The sequence below is a fragment of the Rhizobium sp. AC27/96 genome, from assembly GCF_001692325.1.
Lineage (GTDB): Bacteria > Pseudomonadota > Alphaproteobacteria > Rhizobiales > Rhizobiaceae > Rhizobium.
The window spans coordinates 60,850-86,398 of the sequence record NZ_LXKN01000058.1; the positions used below are offsets into that span (position 1 = coordinate 60,850).

The 25,549-nt window shown below is 58.9% G+C and carries 26 protein-coding genes and 1 riboswitch; of the genes, 13 read left to right on the forward strand and 13 right to left on the reverse strand.

Annotated features, from left to right (window positions below):
• Positions 1–61: 61 nt before the first annotated feature.
• A complete protein-coding gene (locus tag A6U86_RS28050; protein ID WP_068398896.1) occupies positions 62–667 on the reverse strand; it encodes a TetR/AcrR family transcriptional regulator in 606 nt (201 codons plus the stop codon).
• A 120-nt stretch (positions 668–787) separates the two neighbouring features.
• On the opposite strand from A6U86_RS28050, the gene A6U86_RS28055 reads away from it, so the two are divergent.
• From A6U86_RS28055 to phnF, 4 genes are all read left to right on the forward strand, one after another.
• Complete coding sequence (locus A6U86_RS28055; RefSeq protein ID WP_068398267.1) at positions 788–1,213, forward strand: tautomerase family protein; 426 nt, start codon at positions 788–790, stop codon at positions 1,211–1,213.
• 100 nt (positions 1,214–1,313) lie between these two features.
• On the forward strand, positions 1,314–1,709 hold the full coding sequence (locus A6U86_RS28060) for a VOC family protein (protein WP_068398271.1): 396 nt from the start codon (positions 1,314–1,316) through the stop codon (positions 1,707–1,709).
• Between the two features lie 111 nt (positions 1,710–1,820).
• The gene (locus tag A6U86_RS28065) at positions 1,821–2,507 is read left to right on the forward strand and encodes a bifunctional 2-polyprenyl-6-hydroxyphenol methylase/3-demethylubiquinol 3-O-methyltransferase UbiG (RefSeq protein ID WP_068398274.1); all 687 of its coding nucleotides are present in this window, start codon (positions 1,821–1,823) and stop codon (positions 2,505–2,507) included.
• A 1-nt stretch (position 2,508) separates the two neighbouring features.
• Positions 2,509–3,237, forward strand: coding sequence for a phosphonate metabolism transcriptional regulator PhnF (phnF, locus tag A6U86_RS28070; protein ID WP_068398277.1), 729 nt, complete (start codon positions 2,509–2,511; stop codon positions 3,235–3,237).
• A gap of 5 nt (positions 3,238–3,242) precedes the next feature.
• On the opposite strand, the gene A6U86_RS28075 is transcribed toward phnF, so the two are convergent.
• From A6U86_RS28075 to A6U86_RS28105, 7 genes are all read right to left on the reverse strand, one after another.
• A complete protein-coding gene (locus A6U86_RS28075) occupies positions 3,243–3,593 on the reverse strand; it encodes a VOC family protein (protein WP_068398280.1) in 351 nt (116 codons plus the stop codon).
• A gap of 57 nt (positions 3,594–3,650) precedes the next feature.
• Complete coding sequence (locus tag A6U86_RS28080; protein WP_068398281.1) at positions 3,651–4,127, reverse strand: 6,7-dimethyl-8-ribityllumazine synthase; 477 nt, start codon at positions 4,125–4,127, stop codon at positions 3,651–3,653.
• A gap of 89 nt (positions 4,128–4,216) precedes the next feature.
• Positions 4,217–4,361, reverse strand: a riboswitch (FMN riboswitch).
• Between the two features lie 106 nt (positions 4,362–4,467).
• Entirely contained in the window at positions 4,468–5,529 is a 1,062-nt protein-coding gene (locus tag A6U86_RS28085) for an ABC transporter ATP-binding protein (RefSeq protein WP_068398284.1), read from the reverse strand.
• A gap of 11 nt (positions 5,530–5,540) precedes the next feature.
• Entirely contained in the window at positions 5,541–6,329 is a 789-nt protein-coding gene (locus A6U86_RS28090; protein WP_068398287.1) for an ABC transporter permease, read from the reverse strand.
• Complete coding sequence (locus tag A6U86_RS28095) at positions 6,326–7,216, reverse strand: ABC transporter permease subunit (RefSeq protein ID WP_068398291.1); 891 nt, start codon at positions 7,214–7,216, stop codon at positions 6,326–6,328. Before A6U86_RS28095 ends, A6U86_RS28090 begins: the two co-directional genes overlap by 4 nt.
• A gap of 73 nt (positions 7,217–7,289) precedes the next feature.
• Entirely contained in the window at positions 7,290–8,393 is a 1,104-nt protein-coding gene (locus A6U86_RS28100) for an ABC transporter substrate-binding protein (protein ID WP_068398294.1), read from the reverse strand.
• Positions 8,394–8,580: 187 nt separating this feature from the next.
• Positions 8,581–9,453 (reverse strand): MurR/RpiR family transcriptional regulator, encoded by an 873-nt coding sequence (locus A6U86_RS28105; protein WP_068398296.1) that lies wholly within the window; start codon positions 9,451–9,453, stop codon positions 8,581–8,583.
• 180 nt (positions 9,454–9,633) lie between these two features.
• Here A6U86_RS28105 and A6U86_RS28110 point away from each other — a divergent pair, with 180 nt between their 5' ends.
• From A6U86_RS28110 to A6U86_RS28130, 5 genes are all read left to right on the forward strand, one after another.
• Positions 9,634–10,401, forward strand: coding sequence for an N-formylglutamate amidohydrolase (locus A6U86_RS28110; protein ID WP_068398299.1), 768 nt, complete (start codon positions 9,634–9,636; stop codon positions 10,399–10,401).
• Positions 10,402–10,529: 128 nt separating this feature from the next.
• Positions 10,530–12,101 carry an amino acid permease gene (locus A6U86_RS28115; protein WP_068398302.1) on the forward strand — a complete coding sequence of 524 codons (1,572 nt, stop codon included), beginning with the start codon at positions 10,530–10,532 and terminating at the stop codon, positions 12,099–12,101.
• Between the two features lie 138 nt (positions 12,102–12,239).
• Complete coding sequence (locus A6U86_RS28120; RefSeq protein ID WP_068398305.1) at positions 12,240–13,610, forward strand: glutamine synthetase family protein; 1,371 nt, start codon at positions 12,240–12,242, stop codon at positions 13,608–13,610.
• A gap of 161 nt (positions 13,611–13,771) precedes the next feature.
• A complete protein-coding gene (locus A6U86_RS28125) occupies positions 13,772–15,157 on the forward strand; it encodes an aldehyde dehydrogenase family protein (protein ID WP_068398898.1) in 1,386 nt (461 codons plus the stop codon).
• The gene (locus A6U86_RS28130; protein ID WP_068398308.1) at positions 15,154–16,302 is read left to right on the forward strand and encodes an iron-containing alcohol dehydrogenase; all 1,149 of its coding nucleotides are present in this window, start codon (positions 15,154–15,156) and stop codon (positions 16,300–16,302) included. The genes A6U86_RS28125 and A6U86_RS28130 overlap by 4 nt, the downstream gene beginning before the upstream one ends.
• 101 nt (positions 16,303–16,403) lie before the next feature.
• Here the strand turns inward: A6U86_RS28130 and A6U86_RS28135 are convergent, their stop codons facing one another.
• Positions 16,404–17,882 carry a L,D-transpeptidase gene (locus A6U86_RS28135; RefSeq protein WP_068398900.1) on the reverse strand — a complete coding sequence of 493 codons (1,479 nt, stop codon included), beginning with the start codon at positions 17,880–17,882 and terminating at the stop codon, positions 16,404–16,406.
• A 216-nt stretch (positions 17,883–18,098) separates the two neighbouring features.
• Here A6U86_RS28135 and A6U86_RS28140 point away from each other — a divergent pair, with 216 nt between their 5' ends.
• From A6U86_RS28140 to A6U86_RS28150, 3 genes are all read left to right on the forward strand, one after another.
• Entirely contained in the window at positions 18,099–18,938 is an 840-nt protein-coding gene (locus tag A6U86_RS28140) for a DUF4432 family protein (protein WP_068398311.1), read from the forward strand.
• A 73-nt stretch (positions 18,939–19,011) separates the two neighbouring features.
• Complete coding sequence (locus tag A6U86_RS28145) at positions 19,012–19,350, forward strand: TIGR01244 family sulfur transferase (RefSeq protein WP_068398314.1); 339 nt, start codon at positions 19,012–19,014, stop codon at positions 19,348–19,350.
• Between the two features lie 89 nt (positions 19,351–19,439).
• On the forward strand, positions 19,440–19,781 hold the full coding sequence (locus A6U86_RS28150) for a RidA family protein (RefSeq protein WP_015340385.1): 342 nt from the start codon (positions 19,440–19,442) through the stop codon (positions 19,779–19,781).
• A 39-nt stretch (positions 19,782–19,820) separates the two neighbouring features.
• On the opposite strand, the gene A6U86_RS28155 is transcribed toward A6U86_RS28150, so the two are convergent.
• The 4 genes from A6U86_RS28155 to A6U86_RS28170 are packed head-to-tail and all read right to left on the reverse strand — an operon-like array spanning position 19,821 to position 24,608.
• A complete protein-coding gene (locus A6U86_RS28155; protein WP_068398317.1) occupies positions 19,821–21,479 on the reverse strand; it encodes a thiamine pyrophosphate-binding protein in 1,659 nt (552 codons plus the stop codon).
• On the reverse strand, positions 21,476–22,678 hold the full coding sequence (locus A6U86_RS28160; protein ID WP_068398320.1) for a CaiB/BaiF CoA-transferase family protein: 1,203 nt from the start codon (positions 22,676–22,678) through the stop codon (positions 21,476–21,478). The genes A6U86_RS28155 and A6U86_RS28160 overlap by 4 nt, the downstream gene beginning before the upstream one ends.
• An 18-nt stretch (positions 22,679–22,696) precedes the next feature.
• A complete protein-coding gene (locus A6U86_RS28165; protein WP_068398322.1) occupies positions 22,697–23,656 on the reverse strand; it encodes a DMT family transporter in 960 nt (319 codons plus the stop codon).
• Between the two features lie 19 nt (positions 23,657–23,675).
• Positions 23,676–24,608 (reverse strand): alpha/beta hydrolase, encoded by a 933-nt coding sequence (locus A6U86_RS28170; RefSeq protein ID WP_068398325.1) that lies wholly within the window; start codon positions 24,606–24,608, stop codon positions 23,676–23,678.
• A gap of 164 nt (positions 24,609–24,772) precedes the next feature.
• Here A6U86_RS28170 and A6U86_RS28175 point away from each other — a divergent pair, with 164 nt between their 5' ends.
• Entirely contained in the window at positions 24,773–25,519 is a 747-nt protein-coding gene (locus A6U86_RS28175) for a ribonuclease (protein ID WP_068398328.1), read from the forward strand.
• Positions 25,520–25,549: the final 30 nt, after the last annotated feature.

Sequence of the window (25,549 nt, forward strand, 5' to 3'; positions counted from 1 at the left end):
CCCCATTGAGACGAAGCCATGGGCTTCGTCTCGACCGCCCGCGGTCGTGTGAACTATATCGTTATTCTCCATGTGAGCGTGAGGGATTGCCTGCCGCCAAAGCGGCTCGCTCGATGACCTCGGCAATGTGGACCGAAAGGACCGGGTCGGAGACGGCGCGAGCAAGCGTCAGGCCACCGCTCAGCGTTGCCAGGAGAACGATGGCGCGATCCTCGGCCGCTATTTCGGTTGAACTCCTGCTTTCCGGTAGACCGGCGGCGACGTCTGCAATGAGTTTTCTGAGCTCCACTGTATAGACGCGGCGCGTTTCCTCGTCGGCGCGCATCACATCGGGTGAAAGGCTGGGCAGCGTGCAGCTGTCGCCGAGATCGCAGGTCCGCTTGTAGCCGAGATAGAAGCCGGCGAGCGCCTTTAGCCAGTCTTTCGGCTGGTTTTGCCTGAGTGCCAGGATTGCTTGGCGCAGCTCTTCCAATCCTTCCACGACGGCGGTGCGAAACGCCTCGCTCTTGGACTTGAAGTGTCCATAGAAGGCGCCATTGGTGACGCCTGCCGCCTTGGTCAGAGCGTCGATGCCCGCGCCGCCATAGCCTTCCTTTCGAAATACCTGCCCCGCAGCCGCGACGACCCGCGTCCGGGTTTCTTCCTTATGTTCGGCGCTATAGCGCATTGCCGTCTCCATTGAGAGTGATTACTCTTTATTGCTTGCATAGAGAGTGATCGGTGTGTATTGTTAAAGAGTGATCGGTATATATCAAATGCCATCACAGGTCCAACAAGGAGATATTCCATGCCCATTACCCTTACCGTACCCGAAGGCCTGCTTTCGTCCGAAGCACAGGCGCGAGCTTTTGCCGGATTGACGGATGCTGTCCTCGATGTCGCCGGCTTGACCGGCAATGCCTTCATGACGGCCAATGTCATCGGCACGATCAATGTGCTTCCCGCCGAGCATGTTCTGGCGGCGGGGAGGCCGGTTGCGGCGGCCTTCATCGAACTCAAGCTGCCCGAGATCGCGCTGGCAACGGCCGAGGCCAAACGTGCCTTTATCGAAAAGGCAACCGATGTCGTAGAGCAGGCTGCTGAAGGACGGATCAAGCGCGAGCACATCTGGTCGAACATAGTTTATGCGCCCGAGGGGGCCTGGGGCATTGCAGGGCATAGCTACAGCAATGCCGATCTGGTTGGCGCCATTCAGGATGCTGTCGCTGCCTAGGTAACATTGGGTGATTGCTGCCTGAATGGCAGAGTTTTCTAGAGTGTCGGGCCGCCGCGTGCAAACTCGCTGCGGTCCGACTGCAAGAGGGAAGCAAGACATGCAACTCGCCAATTATCTGTTCTTCACCACGCATTGCGAGGAGGCGCTTGCCTTCTACACGACCTGCGGCCTTGGCCGGATCTCGCTCCTGATCCGACACGGTGCCGATGGGATGCCACTCGCTGATGATTCGATGCGAGGCATGGTGATGCATGCACGGTTCGAAGGGCCTGGCGTGTTGTTTTTCGCGTCCGACAATCACGATGCCGAACCCATGCGCGGCTCCGCCCATATGCTTGTCATGGATGACCGCGACAGCACCGACAGGATTTTTACCGGATTGGCCGATGGCGGTCGAGTGACGACGCCGCTCGCTGTCCAGCCGTGGGGCAGCTACTATGGCAAGCTGACAGATCGCTTCGGTGTGCAATGGATGGTGGATTGCGCGCAGTGACCAGTTGGTCGATGCGAAGATGATAAATAGTCCGGTCGTCCGGACGAATTCATATGATTGTCATGAGACTGCGCTATCACGGGGTCAGTCCACTCCAGCAGAGATCAGATCATGGCAAACGCAGCATCCATTTATGCAACCTGGCATACAGAACCGCAGGGCGATATCTCGATGGCGGAATCGCATAGTCCTTACTGGCGACATTTCATCGAGACGGTGCCGGAGCGGGATTTCTCGTCGAAATCAGTCCTCGATTTCGGCTGCAATCGTGGCGGCTTTTTAAGGCTGCTGCACGCCATGCGGCCCTTCCGCCGTGGCGTCGGCATTGATATTGCCTCGGAATCTGTCGCGGCGGCCGTCGCTGCCGTCGGCAATATGCCGCTGCAGTTTCATGTCACGACCGACCTCTCACCCTTTGTCGACAGCTTCGATGTGGCCTTCAGCTATGAGGTCGTCTATCTGCTGCCGGAGCTTCGGCAGCATGCCGAGCAGATGTTTCAGGTGATGCGCAATGGTGGCGTCTATTATGCGGTCACGGGATGCCACAACGAAATGCCGCTCTGGCCGAAATGGCGCGAGCTGATCGGTGGCAACAGCAATGCGCCGGTACAGGATCGCTCGCCACAAGATTACATTGAGGCTTTCGCGGCGGCCGGCTTCGATGTTTCCGTGAGGCGTTTCGGCTATGACGGCTTTGTCCGCGCGACCAAGGACCGGAAATACTATCCGAGCATTCTCGATGCGCTGAGCTATCCGGCCGAATACAAGCTGCTGTTCCGCCTCGAAAAGCGCGTCTGAGATGGAAACGGTCGACCGAAAGGGCGGTAGCGCCCTCTGGCATCAGATCGGCGAGATTCTGGCGGCTGACATAGCCGCCGGAACTCTGGCTCCGGGGGCGCGATTGCCGACCGAGCCGGAACTGATGGAGCGCTTCGGCGTCAGCCGGTTCACCGTGCGCCAGGCCCTTGGGCATCTGGAGCAGCGTGGGTTGGTTCGCGCCGAGCAGGGGCGGGGAACCTTCGTCCACAAGGGCGTGCTCGATTATACGCTCTCGAAGCGCACCCGTTTCCATAAGAACCTCATCGAGCAGGGCTTCGAGCCTGGTGGCGAGTTACTGGCCCATGAAATCCTGCCAGCGACAGAACGTGTTGCGCCATACCTGAAGCTGGTGGTCGGTGCGCTGGTCATCCATCGGCGCGGCGTCATGACGGCGGATGGTGTTCCCGTCGAACTTGGTGACACCTATTACCCTGCGGAGCGCTTTCCGGATTTCGACAAGGCGCGATTGCAGCATCCGACGATCACGGCGGCGCTCGCGAGCTATGGCATTACCGATTATGAGCGATTGTCGACCGAGATCGAGGCGCGCATGCCGACGGCCGAGGAAGCGCGGCTGCTGAGACAACCGAAATCGGTGCCGCTGCTCGTCACCCGCAAGGTGGATGTCGATATGGATGGCGTCCCCATCGCGTTTTCGGAGTCGATGTGGTCGGCAGACCGCGTCATCTTCAATGCCGAGCTGCGATAGCGTGCCTAGCGATGAGAGAGGATGTTGACGATCTTGCCGAAGGGATCGCGCACGTAGAAACGCCGAACGCCCCAAGGCTCGTCCGTCAGGTCGTAGAGGATGCCGAAGCCCATCGACGTGGCGCGCTGGTAAAGCGTGTCGACATCGTCAACCTCGATCGAGAGATCGGGGACGATAGTGCCCGAACCGCCTTCGCTCGCAACGCTGATCTGCGGAACCGTTGCCGATTCGGATGCGAAGGTCAGGATCCAGCCGTGATCCATGACGATGTCGAGGCCGAGCAACTCGTTGTAGAAAAGGCGCGCGCTGGCGGGATCGGCGGCTGGCAGGTTGGGGATGATGCGCAGAACGGTCACTGAATTTGTCCCTTGAGAAATGGAGGCGGGCTTATGCCGCGCCTCCATCATGCTAGCTCAGACCGTGACCGATGGCAGCAGCTTGGCGCGCTCATTGAGCAAATGCCGGCAGGCGCTCGCCACTTCGCGACCCTTGATGATGAAATGCTCCTTGAAGAATTGGATGTGAGCTTCCGATTCCTGGAAGTGATGCGGCGTCAGAACGGCGGAGAGGACCGGCACGCCGGTGTCGAGCTGTACACGCATCATGGCATCGAGAACCGTGTTGGCAACGAATTCGTGGCGATAGATGCCGCCGTCGACAACGAAAGCGGTGGCGATGATCGCGGAATAACGGCCGTTGCGGGCAAGCGTTTGCGCATGCAGCGGAATTTCCAGTGCGCCCGGTACGTCGAAGATGTCGATAGGCGATGCTCCTTCCGTCGTCTGCCATTCGGCAACGAAGGAATCCACGGAGCGATCGACGATATCGGCGTGCCAGCGAGCCCGAATGATCGCAATGCGGCTCGGCTGGGTGGAGATAGAAATGGTCATGAATTGTGCCTTTCAAGGGTTGGTATCAAATATCCCTTGGGCGAACACGCATGCACGCAACACTCCTCTCGCCGAGAAGGATGCGACCTGCTTGCCCTCTTCCATCCGGACTATACCGTCGGCTCCGGCCTCTCACCGGATCTGCTGACCCTTCCGAAACCGGAAGGCGCTCGCGGGCTCGGGGAAGACCCCCATACCGCCGGTGGGGAATTGCACCCCGCCCTGAGAACGTGTGGACTATAAATCCATTTCAGCAGGGAAATCAAAGAAAAACGCCGGGCTTTTGACCCGGCGTTGGCGAATAGTTTTCCAAAATTGCCCTGTGGCACAGGGCAGATTGTCAGTCCTGAATGACCAGCAGGTCGGACGAGGCGAAGCGCAGCGTGACCTTTTCGCCGACGCTTGGGGGCAGCATGCCGGGGCTGTTGAACATGTCGAAGGAAATCGTATTCCCTGCGACGTTCATGCGGGTGCGGATGACCGAGCCCAGGAAGTGGGCCGAGGAAACTTCACCCGTCAGCGCGGTATCGCCCTTGGCCGATTCTGCCAACGAGCCGGCTTCCGGGCGCAAGGCAAGCGATACGGTGTCGCCCGGCTTGTAGGCCGTGACGGACTGCTTCAGAGTCACGCCCTGATCGCCGATCAGAATGCGGTTGCTATCGGGATCGACGACCTTGCCTTCGATCAGGTTCAGCGTGCCGACGAACGACGCCACGAAGCGGGTGGCTGGCGTATTGTAGATTTCGAACGGCGTGCCGATCTGGTCGGCGCGGCCGGCATTCATGACGACGATACGGTCCGAGATCGAAAGCGCTTCTTCCTGATCGTGCGTCACGAAGACGGTGGTGATGCCGAGCTGCTGTTGAATGGCGCGGATTTCCTCGCGCAGCGATACGCGGATTTTTGCATCCAGTGCCGAGAGCGGTTCGTCGAGCAGAAGAACCTGCGGCTTGACGGCGATGGCGCGGGCAAGTGCAACACGCTGCTGCTGGCCGCCGGACATCTGATACGGAAAGCGACCGGCCAGATGATCAAGCTTGATGAGAGCAAGCATTTCCTTGACGCGCTTGTCGATCTCGGGCTTGGCCATGCCGGCAACCTTGAGACCGAAGGCGACGTTGTCATGTACCGTCATGTTCGGAAACAGCGCATAGGCCTGGAACACCATGCCGATATTGCGCTGGTTGGGCTTCAGCGGCCGCTGATCCTTGCCGTTGATCGTGAGCGAGCCGGCCGTCGGCGTTTCGAAGCCGGCTATCATGCGTAGCACGGTCGTCTTGCCACAGCCCGAAGGCCCGAGGAAGGAGATGAATTCCCCCTTCTCGATTTGCATATTGAAATCATGGACGACGTGAATGTCGCCGAAGGACTTCTTGATGTGGGTCAGTTCGAGAAAAGCCATAGTGGGGAACCTTACGCCTTAATCGGAGCGGATTTTGAGAAACGGGAAACCAGCTGCAGGAGGGCCATGCTAAGCCAGGTCACAGCAAGCGCGATGATCGCCAAGGCTGAGGGCTCGTAAGCCTTGTTCGCGCCGACGAGCTGCATGTAGGGCCCAAACGCTGGACGATTGAGCAGTGATGCCATGGTGAATTCGCCCATGACGATCGCGAGGGTGATGAAAGCCCCGGAAAGCACACCGCTCATGACATTTGGAAAGATGCATTTGAACATGATCGTTGTCCATTTTGCACCAAGGCTTTCGGCTGCCTCCGTCAGCGTGCCGATATCGATGGTGCGCATCGCCGTATCCACTGAACGATACATATAGGGCAGGGATAATACAATGTACGAACAGACAAGCAGAATGTTCGTCGTGGCGTTATAGCCGGTCAGCGGCAGGATTGACGACGAGTTGTAGAGGCGGAGATAGCCGAAAACGATGACGATAGCCGGAATGACCAGCGGCATCAGCGTGATGAATTCGACGATGGGGCGCAGCTGCGGCAAGCGCAGCCGTACCCAATAGGCCGTCGGCACGACAAGAAGCATGCCAAAAATTATGGTCAGAAGCGCCATCAGCATTGAGAAGCCGAAGGCGACCAAAAAGCCGAAGTCCGAAAAGACCGAGGCATAGGCATCGAAGCTATAGGCGTTGCGCCGCATGCGCAGCGAGAATTCCAGGGTACCGATAAGCGGCACAATGAAGTAGATGAGCCCGATGGCGACCGCGATCCAGGCAAAGAATTTTTGCAGCTTCATTTTTGCCACCGTTCAGCGCGCATGCGCATCAAGATATAGATGACGTTCGAAATACCCGTGATGACGATCATGCCCAGTGCCAGCGCATAGCCAAGATTGGCGTTGTGCAGCACGTCGCCGCGGATTTGCGCGTAGAGTACGATCGGAACGATATTCAATGAGCTGCCGGTGAGCGCGATTGCGGTCGCGATGGCGCCAAAGGAATTGGCGAACAGCAGTAGTGTCGTGCCAAGCAGGCTGGGCCATAGGATCGGCAGCGCGACCATGAACCAATATTGCTTGTTGGTTGCCCCGAGAATGGAGGCAGCTTCGCGCCATTCCTTCTTCATGCCATCGAGCGCCGGCGTGATGATCAGCACCATCAGCGGGATCTGGAAGTACATGTAAGTGATGGTAAGGCCGATGAAGCTTAGAAGATTGAAGCCTGTCGAATAAAGGTTCAAACCGAAATGAGCGAGCAATATGGTGACAAGGCCTTGGCGGCCCAGCGTTGCGATGAACGAGAAGGCCAGTGGCACGCCGGCGAAATTGGACGCGACGCCCGAGAAGGTCAGGAACGCATGGCGGAGCCATGTGGGGAGGCCGCCAAGCACGAGTGCCCAGGCGAGATAGAAGCCTATGATCGCACCGCCAAGGGCCGATACGACCGAAATCTTGATACTGATCCAATAGGCGCTCATGATCGTCGGCGTGAAGAGATCGCCGATATTCTTGAACGTAAAGCTTCCGTCGGGCGTCAGAAAAGCGCCGGCGACGAGGTAGACTGTCGGGAAAATCAGAAACAGCAGCGCGAAGATCAGGAAGGGCGTAATGCCCAGCCAGTCAACAACCACGCGCTTGCTGATCAGGGGAGTAGAACTGATCGTTGATGTCGTGACGATGCTCATGATTGGCCCAATCCGCGGCGTCAAAAAAACGGAAAACCTCCCCGCCTAAGCGGGGAGGTCATGTCGAAGTCTATTACTGCACGTTCGAACCGACGACAGAATCCCACTTGGTGGTGATGGCGGCCTTGCCGGCATCCTGTTCGTCCAGGGTCGGGAAGACAGCCTTTTCGTAGGCAGCAGCCGGCGGAAGCTTGTCGAGAAGTTCCTGCGGAACCTTCTTGTTCTTCGCCAGGTCGTTGAAGCGGATCGGGTGGCAATAGCCCTTCAGCCAGCCAATCTGACCTTCGTCGGAATACAGGAACTCCATCCAGAGCTTGGCAGCATTCGGATGCGGAGCGTAGGCCGAGATCGCCTGCACATAGACGCCGGCGATAACGCCCGAAGCCGGAACCGTGACGTCTACCGGCGGGTTGCCGTTGAGGCTGTCACGCCAGGAAAGGCCGTTGTAGTCCCAGGCGACGACGATCGGGGTTGCGCCCTGAGCGAGCGATGCAGACTTGCCGATAACCGGAACGAAGTTGCCGGCCTTGTTCAGCTTGGCGAAGTAGTCGAGGCCAGCGGCGCCGATCTTGGTGGCATCCTTTTCGCCAGCAGCGAGACCAGCGGCGTAAACAGCCTGGACAGCCTGGTTCGAGGTGCGCGGATCGCCAGCGAGCGAAACGGTGTTGGCGTATTCCGGCTTCTGCAGGTCAGCCCAATCCTTCGGCGGGTTCTTTACGACGTCCTTGTTGGAGACGAAGGAGAGAACGCCGTAATAGTCGCCATACCAGTAGCCTTCGGCATCCTTGGCGCTGTCCGGAATGGAGTCCCAGGTCGAAACCTTGTAAGGCTGCAGAAGGCCTTCCTTCTTGGCGGTCGGGCCGAAGGAGAGACCGACGTCGATGACGTCAGGAGCCTGCGGGCCGGTGTTGCCTTTGTTGGCGCGGATGGCTTCAACTTCATCGCCCGAACCGGCGTCCGGGTTCAGTTCGTTGACTTCGATGCCGTACTTCGCCTTGAATGCAGCGATCAGGTCGCCATAACCGCACCAGTTGTGGGGCAGGGCGATCGTGGTCAGCGTGCCTTCCTTCTTGGCGGCAGCGATAAGATCGGCGCTCGGTTCTGCGGCCGCAATAGCCGTCGAAGCGACGAGCATCGCAGTGGAGACTGCCAGAAGACGATGAATTTTAGAGATCACTGCATTTCCTCCTTTAGGGTTTTCAGTGCTGGCGTTGCTGTTAATGACGTTGCATGAAGGTTGTGTGACGGCTTCAAAGCATTGCGTTTACAGTAAACACGCTTGATTTTGCTTCTAATCGCCAAGTGTGACAGCTGCTGCATTTCTCACCGCGTCACCCCCATGTATTTTCGTGGCTTCGTTCCCTCTAGTTCAGCTTGCGGAACAACTGTGTTTGCTCGAAAAGACCTTCGAGCGTTTTCATGCGCTCGCTCGTCTCGTCCCAGGTCAGGCTTTGCACGGCTTCGATCAGGGCTTCGACGATGAAGAGTGTGACGACCGACGAATCCCAGGCCGACGGCGCCTCGATTTGCACGCGGAAAGTGTGCTTGGCGTGCTTGGCGGCCGGCGTTGCCCATTGATCGGTGAAGACGATGATCTCGGCGCCGCGGCGGCGGGCGGCGGCGGCCAGATTGACCATTTCCTGCTCATAGCGCCTGATATCGAAGATCACGAGCAGGTCGCCCGGATTCATGTTCAGGACATATTGTGGCCAGGTGCTGGAATTGGAGGAGAGCAGCGTCGTATTGGGGCGAATGACCTGCATGTGGGTAAAGAAATATTCGGCAAGCGCGCCGGTGATGCGGCCGCCGACGAAATAAAGCCCGCGTTTGCGTTCTGACAGCAGTGCCGCGACGCCATCGAATGTCGCGGCGTCTATATCGGACAGCGTCTGGCGCAGATTGTTCGTAATGGCATCGGCGAAGCGATTGAGAATATGGGTGCCTGGCGCATTCGATGCCCAGCGATCATGCTTTGTCAGTGGGTTGGAGATCGTCGCCTCGACCTCCTGATGAAGATGGGACTGGAAGTCCGGATAGCCCTTGTATCCGAGTTTCTGCACCATGCGCGCCACGGTGGGCGTGGATACGCGCGCATTCTCGGCGACTGTCGTGATGCTGCCCAAACCCGAAACAGGGTAGTTGTCGAGCAGACTCTTAGCCAGCTGCTTTTCGGCACGCGTCAGCGTGTCAAAGCGCGCATTGATCACGTCAGAAACTGTCTTCGACGCATTGTTCACTCGATTTTTGCTCCCCGGGACGGTCTTATGCCAGTCTCCTGCGAGGATATAACAACGCTGTCACATTTCGAGTCAATGTCACAAATGAAGAAATAATTTCAGTTTCGGGTTGACACCGACCAAAACCTGAAGAATTCTTTTCTTATAAACATTTTATTAATCGGCGATGGGGCGTCCCGGATGCTTGCACAGCAAGGCATTTTGACGAAGGCGGACGGTGATTGCGTTGCGGTCGAAAGGCCGCACGGAAGCAGTGCGATTTTTATCATTTGCGAACATGCTTCCCGTGCCTTGCCCGAGCGGTTTGGAGATCTGGGGCTCTCCGCCGAGGCGCTTTCCAGCCATATCGCCTGGGATCCGGGCGCACTCGCGGTTGCAAAGAAGATTTCGTCAGGCCTCGATGCGACCTTGGTCTATCAGCGCTTCTCACGCCTGATCTACGACTGCAATCGTCCGCCGGAAAGTGCCGGCGCCATGCCTGAGACGAGCGAGATCTATACGATTCCAGGCAATCAGAGCCTGGACGAGGCGGGTCGGCAGGCGCGTACGCAGGGCCTCTACATCCCGTTTCATGACCGTATCCGGTCACTGCTGAAAGAAAGGGCGGCGCGCGGACAAAAAACCGTGATCGTGACAATCCACAGCTTCACGCCGATCTATAACGGCAAACCGAGGGCCGTGGAGCTTGGCGTTCTGCATGACGCGGACCGTTGGCTGGCCGATCGCATGCTGGACGCAGCGGCTGAGGCGCCGCTTTATCAGACTGAACGTAACCAGCCTTACGGGCCCGAAGATGGCGTCACCCATACGCTGAAGCTGCATGGGATCGCCAATGGTCTGCATAATGTAATGATAGAGGTCCGCAACGACCTCATCCAAGACGACGTCGGCCAAGGGGTCGTGGCCGATTATCTGACTGGGCTTCTCCAGAGCAGTCTGGAAGCCTGAGCATAAAAAGAAAAAGACCCCGGGGAGCAGTTCAACTGCGATCAAGGCCGCGCGGCAAAAGGCTGGCGGCTTACTTGCCACATGGTTCTCCGCAATCCCGCGGATGACCGGGACTTAGGGGGAATGACATGTCTGATTATACAGATCTAGACAAGAAGCAGGATGTCCACATCCTGCACTCCATGGGCTATGCTCAGGAGTTGGAACGGCGCATGAGTTCATTCTCGAATTTTGCCGTATCCTTCTCAATCATTTGCATTCTTTCGGGCGGCATCAATTCGCTTGCTCAGGCAACATCAGGTGCAGGTGGCGCCGCGATCGGCATCGGCTGGCCGGTAGGGTGCTTCATCTCGCTGGTCTTCGCCGTGGCGATGGCGCAGATCAGCTCGGCCTATCCGACCGCAGGCGGTCTCTATCACTGGGGTTCGATCCTCGGCAATCGGTTTACCGGCTGGCTGACGGCTTGGTTCAACCTGCTCGGTCTCGTCACCGTGCTGGGGGCCATCAACGTTGGCACGTACTACTTCTTCATTGGTGCTTTCGGCGATTATTTCGGCATGACCGACACAACGCTGGTGCGCATGGTGTTTCTCATTGTCATCACCGGCCTTCAGGCATTGGTGAATCATATGGGCATCGGACTGACCGCCAAGCTGACCGATTTCTCCGGCTATCTGATCTTCGCAACATCGATCGCGCTGGCGATCGTGTGCCTGGTCTCGGCGCCGTCCTACGAGTTTGCTCGGCTGTTTACTTTCACCAACTATTCGGGTTTGGCCACCATGGCGGCCGACAACACGCAGACCGGCGCACCAGTGTGGCCGCAGGTTTCGAGCTTCTGGGTTTTTGCCCTCGGCTTGCTGCTTCCGATCTACACGATCACTGGCTACGACGCTTCTGCACACACGTCGGAAGAAACCGTCAAGGCAGCCCACTCAGTCCCGCGCGGCATGGTTGCTTCGGTTCTCTGGTCGGCATTGTTCGGCTATATCATGCTTTGCTCTTTCGTGCTGATGCTCCCCAATATGGACGACGCCGCCAAGCAGGGCTGGAACGTGTTCTTCTGGGCGATGAACAAGCAGGTAAACCCGCTGGTCAAGGACATCCTGTATTTCCTTATCTTCATCAGCCAATGGCTATGCGGTCTTGCGACGGTGACTTCGGTCTCGCGCATGATCTTCGCCTTCTCGCGTGACGGCGGTCTTCCAGCTTCGAAGGCGCTTTCAAGAGTTAGCCCGAAATACCGCACGCCGGTTTCGGCAATCTGGACGGGCTCGATACTCGCCGTATTGTTCGTCTGGGGTTCGTCTCTGGTGTCGATCGGCGATACGCCGGTCTACAGCATCGTGGTGTCTTGCACCGTCATCTTCCTGTTCTTCTCCTTTGCGATCCCGATCACGCTCGGCCTTTTTGCATGGGGCACGGCGAAATGGGACAAGATGGGTCCATGGAATCTCGGCGAAGGCCTGTTCAAGCTGTTTGCCGTTCTGACGATTATTGCGATGATCATTATCTTTGTCCTCGGCATTCAGCCGCCGAACGACTGGGCTGGCATCATCACCGTCGGCTTCCTGGTCCTAACGGGTGTCGTATGGTTTGGCTTTGAGCGTCGTCGCTTCAAGGGGCCGCCGATCGGTGATGCCATTGCTCAGCGCAAGGCCGACATTGCTGCGGCAGAAGCTGCCGTTGGCGAGCAATAAGGCGAGCATTTCAAAAGTCACGGGCCGCAGCGCTGCGGCCCTCTTACGGAAACGATAGCGTTATCGGCGGCAGAGTATTTTGCGTGATAACGCTGTCTGTCGACCGATGTTTAAATTCACAGTTCAGGCGGATTAATCATGACCACTAGCTATACGTTCGACGACCTCAAGAAGGATGTGGCCGAGGGGCGCATCGACACGGTTCTGGCATGCCAGGTGGACATGCAGGGCCGCTTGATGGGCAAGCGCTTCCAGGCGGAATTCTTCGTCGAAAGCGCCTGGAAGGAAACGCATAGCTGCAACTATCTGCAGGCGACCGATATCGAGATGGAGACCGTCTCCGGCTATAAGTCGACCAGCTGGGAAAAGGGCTATGGCGACTATACGATGAAGCCCGATCTTGCGACGCTTCGCCGGATTCCATGGCTGGAAGGCGCGGCGCTTGTCCTGTGCGACGTGCTCGACCATCACACCCATGAAGAAGTGGCGCATTCGCCGCGCGCGATTCTGAAGAAGCAGATCAAGCGCCTCGAGGCGATGGGCATGAAGGCCTACATGGCCTCGGAGCTTGAATTCTTCCTGTTCGACCAGAGCTATGACAGTGCTCGCGAATCCGGCTACCGCAACCTCAATCTCGTCAGCGGCTACAACGAAGACTACCATATCTTCCAGACCACCAAGGAAGAGGATGTGATGCGGGCGATCCGCAAGGGGCTCCAGGGCGCTGAAATCCCGGTCGAGAACTCCAAGGGCGAAGCTTCGGCTGGCCAGGAGGAAATCAACGTTCGCTATGCCGACGCCCTGACGATGGCCGATCGCCATACGATCATCAAGAACGGCTGCAAGGAAATTGCCTGGTCGAAGGGTAAGGCCATCACCTTCCTGGCAAAGTGGAACTACAGCGCCGCCGGCAGCTCGTCGCATATCCATCAGTCGCTCTGGAGCGCCGATGGCAAGACGCCGCTGTTCTTCGACAAGGAGCAGGAACACGGCATGACGCCGCTGATGAAGCACTATGTCGCCGGCCTTTTGAACCATGCCAGCGAAATCACCTATTTCCTTGCGCCCTACATCAATTCCTACAAGCGCTTCGTTGCCGGCACCTTTGCGCCCACCAAGGCGATCTGGAGCACGGACAATCGCACGGCCGGTTATCGTCTGTGCGGCGCCGAAACCAAGGGCATCCGCATCGAATGCCGTGTCGGCGGTTCGGACCTTAATCCCTATCTGGCGTTCGCCGCCCTGATCGCTGCAGGCCTTGATGGCATCGAGAACAAGCTCGAACTGGAAGCGCCGTTCGTCGGCGACGCCTATGGCGCCCGCGAAGTTCGCGAGATCCCGCGCACGCTGCGCGGTGCGACCGAGGCCCTCGCCAATTCGAAGATGCTGCGTGCTGCTTTCGGTGACGATGTCATCGATCACTACACCCGCGCTGCCGAATGGGAGCAGGAAGAGTACGATCGTCGCATCACCGATTGGGAAGTGGCGCGCGGATTCGAAAGAGCGTAAGGCTGCTTGCGACCTGCCCTCTGCCCGATTTTCATTCTATGGTCGGGTAGGGGCATTAGGATGCTCCGCACGTCTGTCTTTTGCCTCAAGCAATGGTGCAGGCGGCGGGTTGTGAAGCGTCGGATAATCAAATTGTTGACGATGAAAACAGGAATTCGATCATGACCATGATCACATGCGTCTCCCCGGTGAACGGAAAGGTTTATGCTGAACGTCCGGCCTTGTCGCTGGATGCGGCCAAGGAAGTGGTGGCCCGCGCCCGCAAGGCGCAAAAGGATTGGGCTCGCCGCCCGCTCGAAGATCGTGTCCAGCTCGTGCTGAAGGGCACCGCCCGTCTCAATGAGATGGCCGATGTCGTCGTGCCGGAACTTACTTGGCAGATGGGCCGGCCGATCAAGTATGGCGGCGAATATCGTGGCTTCAACGAGCGCTCCAACTATGTCGCCTCTATCGCCGCGGATGCGCTTGCGCCGCTGGTTGTCGAAGACAGCGCGAATTTTGCGCGGCGCATCGAGCGTGAAGCGCATGGCGTCGTCTTCGTCATTGCGCCCTGGAACTACCCCTATATGACGGCGATCAACACGATCGCGCCGGCGCTGATGGCCGGTAATACCGTGATCCTCAAGCATGCGAGCCAGACACTGCTGGTCGGCGAGCGGCTGGTACAGGCGTTCGTCGAGGCAGGCGTTCCCGCCGATGTCTTCCAGAATGTCTTCCTCGATCATGAAACGACTTCGGCGCTGATTGCCGCCGGCAGCTTCAATTTCGTCAATTTCACCGGTTCCGTCGAGGGCGGCCGCTCCATCGAGCGCGCTGCCGCCGGCACCTTCACCAGCCTCGGGCTTGAGCTTGGCGGCAAGGATCCGGGTTATGTCATGGAAGACGCCGATCTTGACGCTGCCGTCGATACGCTGATGGATGGCGCGACCTTCAATTCCGGCCAGTGCTGCTGCGGGATCGAGCGCATCTATGTGCACGAGTCGCTGTACGACAGCTTCGTCGAGAAGTCGGTGGCCTGGGTTTCGAACTACAAGCTCGGCAATCCGCTCGATCCGGAAACGTCGCTCGGCCCGATGGCGCATAAGCGCTTCGCCAAGGTCGTGCGCGAGCAGATCGCCGATGCGGTTACCAAGGGCGCCAAGGCGCTGGTCGATCCCAAGCTGTTCCCGGCCGATGATGGCGGCGCCTATCTCGCACCGCAGATCCTCGTCAATGTCGATCATTCGATGGCGTTCATGCGCGAGGAAACCTTCGGCCCGGCCGTCGGCATCATGAAGGTGAAGAGCGATGCCGAGGCACTGGAGCTGATGAACGACAGCCCTTACGGTTTGACGGCTTCGCTTTGGACCAAGGATGTCGAACGCGCATCGCGCATCGGCCGTGAGATCGAGACGGGCACCGTCTTCATGAACCGTGCCGACTATCTTGATCCGGCGCTTTGCTGGACCGGTGTCAAGGAAACCGGTCGCGGCGGTTCGCTGTCGATCATCGGCTTCCACAATCTGACGCGTCCGAAATCCTATCACCTGAAGAAAGTAACAGCATGAGCAATATCTCAGCCAATTGGAGCTATCCGAACGCCTTCAAGCTCGGCCGCGGCCGGATCAAGGAACTGGCGGACGCCTGCAAGAGCCTGGGCATGAAAAAGCCGCTCCTGGTCACGGACCGGGGGCTTGCCTCGATGGCGATCACCAAGACCGCACTGGACATTCTGGAAGATGCCGGCCTCGGCCGCGCCATTTTCGCCGACGTCGATCCGAACCCGAACGAGAAGAACCTCGAAGCCGGCGTGAAAGCCTTCAAGGATGGCGGCCATGATGGCGTCGTCGCTTTCGGCGGCGGCTCCGGTCTCGATCTTGGTAAGTGCGTCGCCTTCATGGCCGGACAGACCCGGCCTGTGTGGGATTTCGAAGATATCGGTGACTGGTGGACCCGCGCCAGCGTCGAAGGCATCGCGCCGATCGTGGCCGTACCGACGACGGCCGGCACCGGCTCTGAAGTCGGCCGCGCCAGCGTCATCACCAATTCGGCGACGCATGTGAAGAAGATCATCTTCCATCCGAAGTTCCTGCCGGGCGTCGTCATTGCCGATCCGGAATTGACCGTGGGCATGCCGAAGGTCATCACGGCAGGTACCGGCATGGACGCCTTTGCGCATTGCCTGGAAGCCTATTCCTCGCCCTTCTATCATCCGATGTCGGCCGGTATCGCGCTGGAAGGCATGCGTTTGGTCAAGGAATTCCTGCCACGCGCCTACCGCGAAGGAACGGACCTCGAAGCCCGCGCCAACATGATGAGCGCTGCCGCCATGGGTGCAGTCGCCTTCCAGAAGGGGCTTGGCGCCATTCACGCGCTGTCGCATCCGATCGGCGCCGTCTACAACACGCATCACGGCATGACCAATGCTGTCGTCATGCCAGCCGTCCTGCGCTTCAACCGCAAGGCTATCGACGAGAAGATTGCCCGTGCTGCAGCCTATCTCGGCATTTCGGGCGGGTTCGACGGCTTCTATGATTACGTGCTGCAATTGCGCGCCGAACTCGGCGTTCCCGAAAGCCTCTCGGCCATGGGTATCGCGCCCGACCGGATCGATGAACTCTCGGCCATGGCAATCGAAGATCCAAGCGCCGGCGGCAATCCGGTGCCGTTGACGCTGGAAAACACCAAGGCATTGTTCCGCGATTGCTTCTAAAAAACCATTGATGCGTTGCGCTTTAGCAGCGACGCATCAGTTATCAACGAAAAAAGCCGCCGAGATGTCCCGGCGGCTTTTTTCGTTGATATCATAAGTAATCAGTCGACGAATTCGACGACCACGCCAGGCTTGACCATCTTGGCAAGCTCCGTCGCGTCCCAATTGGTCAGACGAACGCAGCCGTGGCTCTGCGACTTGCCGATTTTCGAGGGTTCGGGCGTGCCGTGGATGCCGTAGGTCGGCTTCGACAAGGCCATCCAGACTGTGCCGACCGGGCCGTTCGGGCCAGGCGGAATGTTGAGGATCTTGTCGTTGGCGCCCTGCTGGAAGTTGATCTTCGGGTTGTATGTATAGCCGGGGTTGAAGGCGACACGTTCGACCGTGACGGTTCCGGAGGGCGAGGGCGTGTCGGTCGAGCCGATACTTGCCGGATAGGCCGCAATCAGCGTGCCGTTGGCATCATAGGCGAAAACCTGTTTGCGGCCTTTGTCTGCGAGAATCTTCGCAACCGTACCGGTCCTCGCCGGGCCTGTGTTGACGACCTTGATCGTGTTGCCCGGTACGGTGAAGTCGACACCTGGGTTGAGTTCCTTCAGATAGCCTTCATCCATGTGGAAGCGTTCGGCCAGCATTTCCGTCGTCGACGTATAGCCGAGCGACGGCATCTGCGACTTTGCCGCATAATCCTCGGGGATCGAAGCGACATAGGGACCGGCCGCATCGGCGGCCGTGATCGTGTAGTTGATGATCGGCATTCCGCCGGACATCCGCAATTGTTCTAGGATCGCGTCGGTGTTTTTCGGATCGAGCGTCTGCCCGGTCATCTGCTGATAGGCGTAAACAGCCTTGGTGACGTTCGCACCCATGCGGCCATCGATCGCGCCCGGCGAAACGCCCTGGCGAGACAGAAAGACCTCCAGCGCGGTGATCTCAAGCTTCGATTTGCCCTTGAGGTTGATCACCGGTTCGGCAGGTGGCTTGCGGATGATGTCAGGTGTTTCCTGCTGCGGGTCTATCGACGCGTAATCATTGCCGCCCGGATTCGCCTGCTGGCCTTTGGCGCCCGGAAGCGGCTGGTTGTCGAGCGGCTGACGTTGCATATCGCCATCGCGCGGAATGCCGCCAGTCACGACATTGCGGTCCTGCTGGTCATAGCCGTTGTCGGCGTATCCGTCGCCATTGCCATTGCCATAGCCGTCGTTGCGATACTGACGATAGTCCTGATAACCGCCGCCATTGTTGGAAAGCTGCGTATCGCCGTAGCGATTGCCGCCGCCGTATCCGTTGTCGCCATTGGCATCGCGGCCCGGTGCGCGCGGATAATAGGTGCTTGCCCGCATCTCGGTAGCGACGACATTGCCGTAGCTATCGACGAGGACGCGTCGCCCGCGTCCGTCGCGGGCCATGGCATATCCGCCGCCATAGGGGTATTGATCCAGAATACGGCCATCGGGAGTGACGAGAACTGTATCGCGGCCTCCGCTGCGATAGTACTGTGCCTGCGCGTCACTAAGCGCGAGCGCGGACACTGTGGCAGCCATTGCCAGGGTAAAACTCAATTTCACGAACCGGTTCACGTCTGTCGAATCCTTGGATGGTAGTTCGGCTGACTCACACATGGCAAATTTGACGCCAGTATGGAAATTTAGATTATCATGCTGAATAAAATATAAAAAATTCCGTGATCAAGGCTTCAAGTTAACATTCGGTAGGCCAAATCACCGTTTATTTGCGCCGCTCGCCATTATGGAACAATGCCAGAGGGTAGCGCCGACCAGGGAGGGTTTTGGGTAATGATCGATTTTTCCGCGGCCAAAGGGCCGAAATTGACGCTGGACGAAGGCTCCGTGCTGGATATCGGCGCCTGCATCGTCGAGGGCAACAATCTGGCGCCCGGACGCGCCGTTCCCGACGACGGCGATCCGCGGATCAGCCATTCCGTGGAAGGCTTCCTCTTCACCTGCGGGCCGGATCACATCCGCCATCCCGAACCGATGTCGGGTGCATATGAGGGCAAACGCTATCCGCTGCATGGTTCCCTGGCGTCTCATCCCGCCAAAATTCTCTGGACCAAGTTCGAGAACGGCAATGCCGAGTGCCGCGCGGATATCGACATCATCACCGCAGAGGGACGAACGGCGAGACTGGAGCGCCTCTGGCGGATCGATGGGACCACCGGTGAGGTCTCTCTTGCCGATCGCGTCGTCAATACGAGTTCAGAGGCGATGCCGGTCTTCCTGATGTATCACATGAATGTCGGCGGTAAATGGTTTGACGACGGTACGCGCCTGTCTGGTCAGATGCTGGAGAATGGCGGCTTTCCCTGGACCTTCGGCGATGAGCTCGGGGGCATTTTCTGTGTGCCGGCTCTGGAGAAGGGCGAGGACTGGGCGGAGGTCCGCCTCGGTCCGATCGCAGCCACTGGCGGCAAGACGCTGAGGGTGCGGTTCGGCACCGAGACGCTGCCGTTCCTGCAGGTCTGGCGCAATCAACGCGCACCGGCAGATGTTTTTGGCATCGAGCCGGTTTCGCATCGCTGGGTCTCGCGCTCGGAGCTGGAAGCATCAGGCGAATTCAATATTCTGCAGCCCGGCGAAGCCCGCAATTTCATGCTCAACTTTGCCTTTGTTTGAGGCTGGCCAGCGGTTGACGCTCGCCCTGGGGCGGCGTAGATCAAAGCCCTCGGTTTTAGAGAGGACATGAACCATGGATATCCGCCCGATCGACGATGAATACTCGGTATCTGGCCAGATCACCGTAGAGGATCTCGACCAGATCAAGGCCCTGGGGTTCAAGTCTCTCGTCTGCCATCGCCCGGATGGTGAGAGCCCGGATCAGACGTCGTTTGGCGCCATCGAGGCTCGTGCCAAGGAACTCGGCCTCGAGATCACCCACGTGCCCGTCGGCCCCATGGGCGTCACCGAAGAGGCCGTGCAGGGCATGGTCGATGCGCTGGACGAATTCCCGCGGCCGATGCTTGGCTATTGCCGCTCCGGCGCGCGCTCAACGGCGATCTATGAGAAGACGCATCATATCCGCGGCTGATCGGGCGTATTTCCAATCTTGAGATTGAAGGGTAGGCCACAGCCATGCTCTTCGCTCATTTTGCCTCAGAACAACATCAGGAGAAAACCATGAGCATCAAGCGTATCGACGTTGGCGCCCGCATGAGCGGCGCTGTCATTCACGGCAACACCGTCTATCTCGCCGGCCAGGTTGGCGAAGGCGAAAGCGTTACTGATCAGTGCAAGTCGGCACTGGCTGAAGTTGATCGCCTGCTCGCAGCCGCTGGCTCCAACAAGTCGAAGATCCTGCAGACGCTCATCTACCTCTCGGACATTTCCTATTTCGCCGAAATGAACGCTGCCTGGGAAGCCTGGGTCGATCCGGCCAATACACCGGCTCGTGCGACCAGCGAAGCCAAGCTCGCAGCACCGAAGTACAAGGTCGAATTCATCGTGACGGCCGCGCTCTAAGTCGAGGCAGCATGTTTTGGAAGGCCGGTGGGCTCGCGCTCACCGGCCTTTCGTTTGCGCGATTTCCGTCAGGGTGCGCGAGGGCGTGATCGCTTCCGGATCGAGCGCGATCTCGATGATCGCCGGCTTGCCGCTGGCGCGGGCCCGCTCGAATGCCGGGCCGAATTCTTCCGTCGCTTTCACGGTTTCGCCGTGGCCGCCATAGGCTCGGGCGAGGGCGGCAAAGTCCGGGTTCAGGAGCGCTGTAGCGCTGACACGGCCGGGATATTCCCGCTCCTGATGCATGCGGATGGTGCCGTACATGCCGTTGTTGATAACAAGCGCGATCAGCGGCAGATCATATTGGACGGCGGTCGCGAATTCCTGACCGTGCATCATGAAACAGCCATCGCCGGCAAAGCAGATCACCTCACGCTCAGGAAACAGCTGCTTGGCGGCAACCGCTGCCGGCAGGCCGTAGCCCATCGAGCCGGAAGCGGGAGCCGCCTGGGTGTTGAAGCGGCGGAAACGGTGAAAGCGATGCAGCCAGGTCGCGTAATTGCCGGCGCCGTTGGTGAAGATCGTATCATCAGGCGTGTTGGCCTCGATCCAGTCCATGATGCGGCCCATGTGAACCGAGCCGGGGCTTTTCTCCGGCGTCTTAGACCATGCCAGGTAGGCGGCGTGCATGCGTTCGGTGCGCTCGGCCCAGCGTGGTTCGCTCGGTGCATCCAGATCGGCGAGAGCTTCGACGAAATCGGCAGGGCTGGCGCAGATCGCCAGATCTGGACGGTAGACCCGACCGAGCTCGGACGGATCGGGATAGACATGGACGAGTTGCTGGCGCGGGTAGGGGATATCGACCAGCGTATAGCCGGAGGAGGGCATTTCGGAGAGACGACCGCCCAGAAGGATGAGCAGGTCCGCCTCCTTGATTTCCTTGGCGAGCGCCGGATTGATGCCGATCCCGACATCGCCGGCATAGTTCGGATGCAGATGATCGAACAGCATCTGGCGACGGAAGGAACAGCCGACCGGCAGTTTGAAACGCTCGGCGAACTGCCGGATGCCGACAACCGCTTCCTCGTCCCAGCGCGTGCCGCCAAGAATAACCATCGGGCGTTCAGCTCTAAGGAGGCGTTGATTGAAGTCGGCGAGCTGGCTGCGGCCGGGATGCGCGGCGACAGGCACATAGGGCCTTGCGTCTGGCGCTTCGACTTCATCGCGCAGCATGTCCTCGGGCAAGGTCAGCACGACCGGGCCGGGGCGACCCGACGTCGCCAAAGCGAAGGCGCGGGTGACGAATTCCGGGATGCGCGCAGCGTCGTCGATTTCGCCGACCCATTTTGCATATTCGGTAAGGGCGCGGCGGAACTCCACTTCCTGAAACGCCTCGCGTTCGCGGGCATCGCGCTGCACCTGGCCGATGAAGAGGATCATCGGGATCGAATCCTGACGGGCGATGTGGAGGCCGGCTGAGGCATTGGTGGCTCCGGGGCCGCGGGTGACCATGCAGATGCCCGGCTCTCCCGTCAGTCGCCCCCAGGCATCCGCCATCATCGCCGCACCACCCTCCTGACGGCAGACGAGAACCTTGATGTCGCTGTCATGCAAAGCATCGAGCACGGCAAGAAAGCTCTCGCCGGGCACGCAGGAAATGCGCTCCACTCCATTGGCCTTCAAAGCTTCGACGATGAGTTGGCCGCCCGTTCGTTTCATATCTTCGCCTTCCCCTCCAGTTCGGCCAATTCGGCCAGAACCTGCTCCTGATGTTCGCCAAGACGCGGGCTTGGCCGCGAATAGGTCAGTGGCGTCTCGGAAAGCACGATCGGCGTACGCACGCTCGGGATCATGGTGCCGGCTGCATCCTCGAGATCGATGCGCAGGCCGCGCGCCTTGATCTGCGGGTCGGCGAACATATCCTCGATCGTATTGATCGCGCCGGCCGGAACGGCATTATCCTCACAGATCTTCAGCAGATCGGCCTTGTTCCACGCGAGCGTCTTCTCCGATATGAATGCGCGAACGTCGTTGCGATGGGCGACGCGGGCCTTGTTGGTCGCGTAGCGCTCGTCATCAGCTTGGGCGTCGATGCCTAGGATGGTGCAAAGCCGACGGAACTGCCCGTCATTGCCAACAGCCAGAATGAGGTAGCCATCGGCGGTGGGAACGACTTCGTAGGGCGAGATGTTGGGATGGGCATTGCCTAGCCGGACAGGTGGCTTTCCCGAGATCAGATAGTTCATGTTCTGATTGGCAAGAACGGCCGATTGCACGTCGAGCAGGGCCATGTCGACAAGCTGGCCTTCGCCCGTCTTTAGTGCGTGTATCAGTGCCGCCTCGATCGCCGAGACGGCATAGATGCCGGTGAAAATATCGGCGATTGCAACGCCTGCCTTGACCGGCTGCCCCTCCGGCTCGCCGGTGATCGACATGAAGCCGGACATGCCCTGGACGATATAGTCATAGCCAGCGAGACTGGCATAGGGACCGGTCTGTCCGAAGCCGGTGATCGAGCAATAGACGATGCGGGGATTGATCTTTTTCAGGCTTTCATAGTCGAGGCCGTATTTGACCAGGCCGCCGAGCTTGAAGTTTTCGATGACGACGTCGGCCGTTTTGACCAGCCGGCGTATCAGCTCCTGTCCTTCACCGGTCTTCAGATCGGCCGTGATGGAGCGCTTGCCGCGATTGGCGGAATGATAATAGGCGGCGGACAGGTTTTCGCCGTCCTTGCCCTCGACGAATGGGGGACCCCATTGGCGGGTATCGTCGCCTCCGTCCGGATTTTCCACCTTGATCACATCGGCGCCGAGATCGGCCAGCATCTGGCCCGCCCAGGGGCCGGCAAGGACGCGGGCAAGCTCGATGACACGAATACCTGAAAGCGGAGGTTTCTTGGTTTTCTGGTCCGTCATGTCGATCCGCTCTCTCGCTTAGGGCGTGAATGCTGTTTCAGATGTATCGGATACGGGCCTGGAAGCAAAGCGCTGCTCGCGCCAGAGAATGTAGAGCCCGGAGCCCATAATGATGAGGATGCCGAGCCATTTGATCGCATCCGGAAAGTTATGGAACACCACCCAGCCGAAGATCGTCGCCGAGATGATCTCGAAATATTGCAGGGGCGCGAGTGTGGAAGCCTGGACAGCGCGATAGGCATAGACCGTGAAGATGCCGGAGGCTGCTGCCGTGACGCCGACGCCGAGCAAATAGAGCATCGCCGTCAGATCCGGAACGACCGGATGAAGGATCGCGGATCCCGTCGCCTTCCCGATGCCAAGCAGGATCAGGCTGAGGCCGGCTCCCCATAGGCCGGTTTGGAACTGCATGGGCCACGCGTCCTCGCGGTGGGACACGACGCGCGTGATCATCACGTAAACTGCAACGCAGAGCGCGGTAACGACGGGTAAAAGGGCAACGAAACCCACTTCCTGAAAGCTCGGCTGGATGATCAGCATAGCGCCAAGGAAGCCGACGGCACAGGCTGTGTAACGGCGCCAGCCAATGGTTTCCTTGAGGAAGATGCTGCTCAGAATGGTCAGCATCATCGGCTCGACGAAAAAGATGGCGATGGCATCGGCCACTTCCATGACCTGCAGCGCAGTCACGAACGAGACCATGGACAGCGTCAAAAGCGCAGCGCGGAGCGCGTGCACGCCGCTCTGGCGCCATGACCATACGCCCCACTGTCCGCGCAAAGCCATCATCGGCAGGGCAAAGAGTGACTGAAAGATGAAGCGTGCGGCGGTGACTTCGGCCGGCGGAATGGTGGTTGCCGCGAGTTTGGAGAAGATGTCCATGATCGGCGATAGGACGACGGAGAGGAACATCATCAACAGGCCGAACGTCAGCTCCGATTGCGGCAATCGAAGCGAGGAGCCGCTGTTGGCATTCATTGGGGAATTCCTTTGAGAATCAGTTCCTTGCCACGACCGCTTTGCACCAGTTAGCAAAGTCGACAATGGCTTGGTCGGCACCGATTTCGTTCAGCGTCTCGTGCCGCATGTCCGGGTGGATCTTGGTTGTAATATGAGAGAAGCCTGCACTTTTCAAATGATTTGACAGCCAGGAAATCGCTTTTCCGTTATCCGTCGCCGGGTCCTTGCCGCCTCCGACGAGGTGGATTGGCATGTCGCGCCGCAGCCGATCGAGATAGGCCTTTTGCGGGGCGCGAAAGCTGAGTTCGAATATGTCGAGCCAGAGAGAGACGGAGGCGTCGAAGCCGCACAATGGATCGGCGATGTACTTGTCCACCTGTTCGGGGATGCGCGACAGCCAATCGAAGTCGGTGCGGCGGTTCGGGATGGATTTGCCCCAGGCGCCGAAGGTCAGTTTCGGCAGCGGCCCGCTTGGAACGTCCGACCCCTTGAACATGCGTTCGGTCTTCAAGATGAGCTGGGCGGCGCGGCCGGCAATGCCCGGATGGAAATTCGAATTCCACACCGTGACGGCATCGAATTTATCCGGATAGGTGACAGCTGTATTGAGGCTGATCAATCCGCCCATGGAATGACCGAACAGGATGATCGGCCGGCCCGGATAAGTGGTTGCGGCGAGCTCTCTCATGGCAAGCACATCTGCCATGACCTGATCGATGCCATTTCGCCGGGCGAAACGGCCGATCGGAGCGTCAGCGGCAACGGTTTCGCCATGGCCTCGGTGATCGTGGGCATAGACATGGAAGCCCTGGGTGGCCATGGCATCGGCGAAAGCTTCATAGCGGCGCGAATGTTCGGCAAGGCCATGGGATATCAGGAGGATTCCGCGCGCATCGCCCTTCGCTGGCGAATGATGATAGGCAATCGTCGCGCCCGTCGGGCTTTGCAGGCGTTGCGTTTCGGCGAACATGCATGGTTCCTCCCCAATCGGACGAGAGGTTATCATCCTGTTGATTGCAATGGACAGTCATCGAAGCCCACAGAAATAAATCTTTCGAGCCCTGTGATTCAGGGTTGCATGCGTAAAAGCAAACTGCTTATTTGTTCCTATAATGTTCTAGTTGGAGGCGTGGAATGAAGCATTTGCTTCGGATATTTGCGGTTGTGCTCCTTTCGGTCGGGACAGTCGCGAGCGCAGTGGCGCAGGAGCACAGCCGGGGGCGGACACGCTTCATCCTGGCGGCAAGCTGGGAGCCGGCATTTTGTGCGACGAACCAGAAGAAGGCGGAGTGCAGGAACCAATCGTCGAGCAATCACGATGCCACGAATTTCTCGCTGCATGGCCTCTGGCCGATGCGGCAGGAATATTGCGACGTTTCGGATGATCTGAAGCAGGCGGATCGCAGCAGCGATTGGAAGGATCTGCCGGCAGTGCAGCTGTCACAAGACGTCAAGGCGAAGCTCGACAAGGTCATGCCGGGCACTCAATCGGGCCTCGAGCGTCACGAGTGGATCAAGCACGGCACCTGCACGAAACTTAGCGCAGACGCTTATTTCTCGACCGCGGCGGGCCTGATCAACGAACTCAACGCCTCCGCCGTGCGTGATCTTTTCGCTCAGAATATCGGCAAGGAACTGGATGCGGAAAGCATCAAGGCCGCTTTCGACCAGAGCTTCGGCGAGGGTGCCAATGCGCGCATCAAGATGAGCTGCCGTCGCGTCGGCAATGTCAGGATGATCTCGGAACTGACGATCGGTCTCTCCGAAGACGCTCTCGATCAGCAACAGGGCAACGAGCCTCGGCTCGCAAAACTGATCCAGGGTGCCGGCAGTACGGCGTTCGGCTGCGATCGCGGCGTGGTGGATGCAGCCGGTTTCTGACCTATTCCGGCCTTTGTGACGCGGATAAAT

What these genes read in the sequence shown, in the direction of transcription:
- A6U86_RS28050 (WP_068398896.1), bottom strand. Translation starts at nt 667, where the DNA reads ATGCGCTATAGCGCCGAACATAAGGAAGAAACCCGGACGCGGGTCGTC.
- A6U86_RS28055 (WP_068398267.1), top strand. Translation starts at nt 788, where the DNA reads ATGCCCATTACCCTTACCGTACCCGAAGGCCTGCTTTCGTCCGAAGCA.
- A6U86_RS28060 (WP_068398271.1), top strand. Translation starts at nt 1,314, where the DNA reads ATGCAACTCGCCAATTATCTGTTCTTCACCACGCATTGCGAGGAGGCG.
- A6U86_RS28065 (WP_068398274.1), top strand. Translation starts at nt 1,821, where the DNA reads ATGGCAAACGCAGCATCCATTTATGCAACCTGGCATACAGAACCGCAG.
- phnF (WP_068398277.1), top strand. Translation starts at nt 2,509, where the DNA reads ATGGAAACGGTCGACCGAAAGGGCGGTAGCGCCCTCTGGCATCAGATC.
- A6U86_RS28080 (WP_068398281.1), bottom strand. Translation starts at nt 4,127, where the DNA reads ATGACCATTTCTATCTCCACCCAGCCGAGCCGCATTGCGATCATTCGG.
- A6U86_RS28085 (WP_068398284.1), bottom strand. Translation starts at nt 5,529, where the DNA reads ATGGCTTTTCTCGAACTGACCCACATCAAGAAGTCCTTCGGCGACATT.
- A6U86_RS28090 (WP_068398287.1), bottom strand. Translation starts at nt 6,329, where the DNA reads ATGAAGCTGCAAAAATTCTTTGCCTGGATCGCGGTCGCCATCGGGCTC.
- A6U86_RS28095 (WP_068398291.1), bottom strand. Translation starts at nt 7,216, where the DNA reads ATGAGCATCGTCACGACATCAACGATCAGTTCTACTCCCCTGATCAGC.
- A6U86_RS28110 (WP_068398299.1), top strand. Translation starts at nt 9,634, where the DNA reads ATGCTTGCACAGCAAGGCATTTTGACGAAGGCGGACGGTGATTGCGTT.
- A6U86_RS28115 (WP_068398302.1), top strand. Translation starts at nt 10,530, where the DNA reads ATGTCTGATTATACAGATCTAGACAAGAAGCAGGATGTCCACATCCTG.
- A6U86_RS28120 (WP_068398305.1), top strand. Translation starts at nt 12,240, where the DNA reads ATGACCACTAGCTATACGTTCGACGACCTCAAGAAGGATGTGGCCGAG.
- A6U86_RS28125 (WP_068398898.1), top strand. Translation starts at nt 13,772, where the DNA reads ATGACCATGATCACATGCGTCTCCCCGGTGAACGGAAAGGTTTATGCT.
- A6U86_RS28130 (WP_068398308.1), top strand. Translation starts at nt 15,154, where the DNA reads ATGAGCAATATCTCAGCCAATTGGAGCTATCCGAACGCCTTCAAGCTC.
- A6U86_RS28140 (WP_068398311.1), top strand. Translation starts at nt 18,099, where the DNA reads ATGATCGATTTTTCCGCGGCCAAAGGGCCGAAATTGACGCTGGACGAA.
- A6U86_RS28145 (WP_068398314.1), top strand. Translation starts at nt 19,012, where the DNA reads ATGGATATCCGCCCGATCGACGATGAATACTCGGTATCTGGCCAGATC.
- A6U86_RS28150 (WP_015340385.1), top strand. Translation starts at nt 19,440, where the DNA reads ATGAGCATCAAGCGTATCGACGTTGGCGCCCGCATGAGCGGCGCTGTC.
- A6U86_RS28155 (WP_068398317.1), bottom strand. Translation starts at nt 21,479, where the DNA reads ATGAAACGAACGGGCGGCCAACTCATCGTCGAAGCTTTGAAGGCCAAT.
- A6U86_RS28160 (WP_068398320.1), bottom strand. Translation starts at nt 22,678, where the DNA reads ATGACGGACCAGAAAACCAAGAAACCTCCGCTTTCAGGTATTCGTGTC.
- A6U86_RS28165 (WP_068398322.1), bottom strand. Translation starts at nt 23,656, where the DNA reads ATGAATGCCAACAGCGGCTCCTCGCTTCGATTGCCGCAATCGGAGCTG.
- A6U86_RS28170 (WP_068398325.1), bottom strand. Translation starts at nt 24,608, where the DNA reads ATGTTCGCCGAAACGCAACGCCTGCAAAGCCCGACGGGCGCGACGATT.
- A6U86_RS28175 (WP_068398328.1), top strand. Translation starts at nt 24,773, where the DNA reads ATGAAGCATTTGCTTCGGATATTTGCGGTTGTGCTCCTTTCGGTCGGG.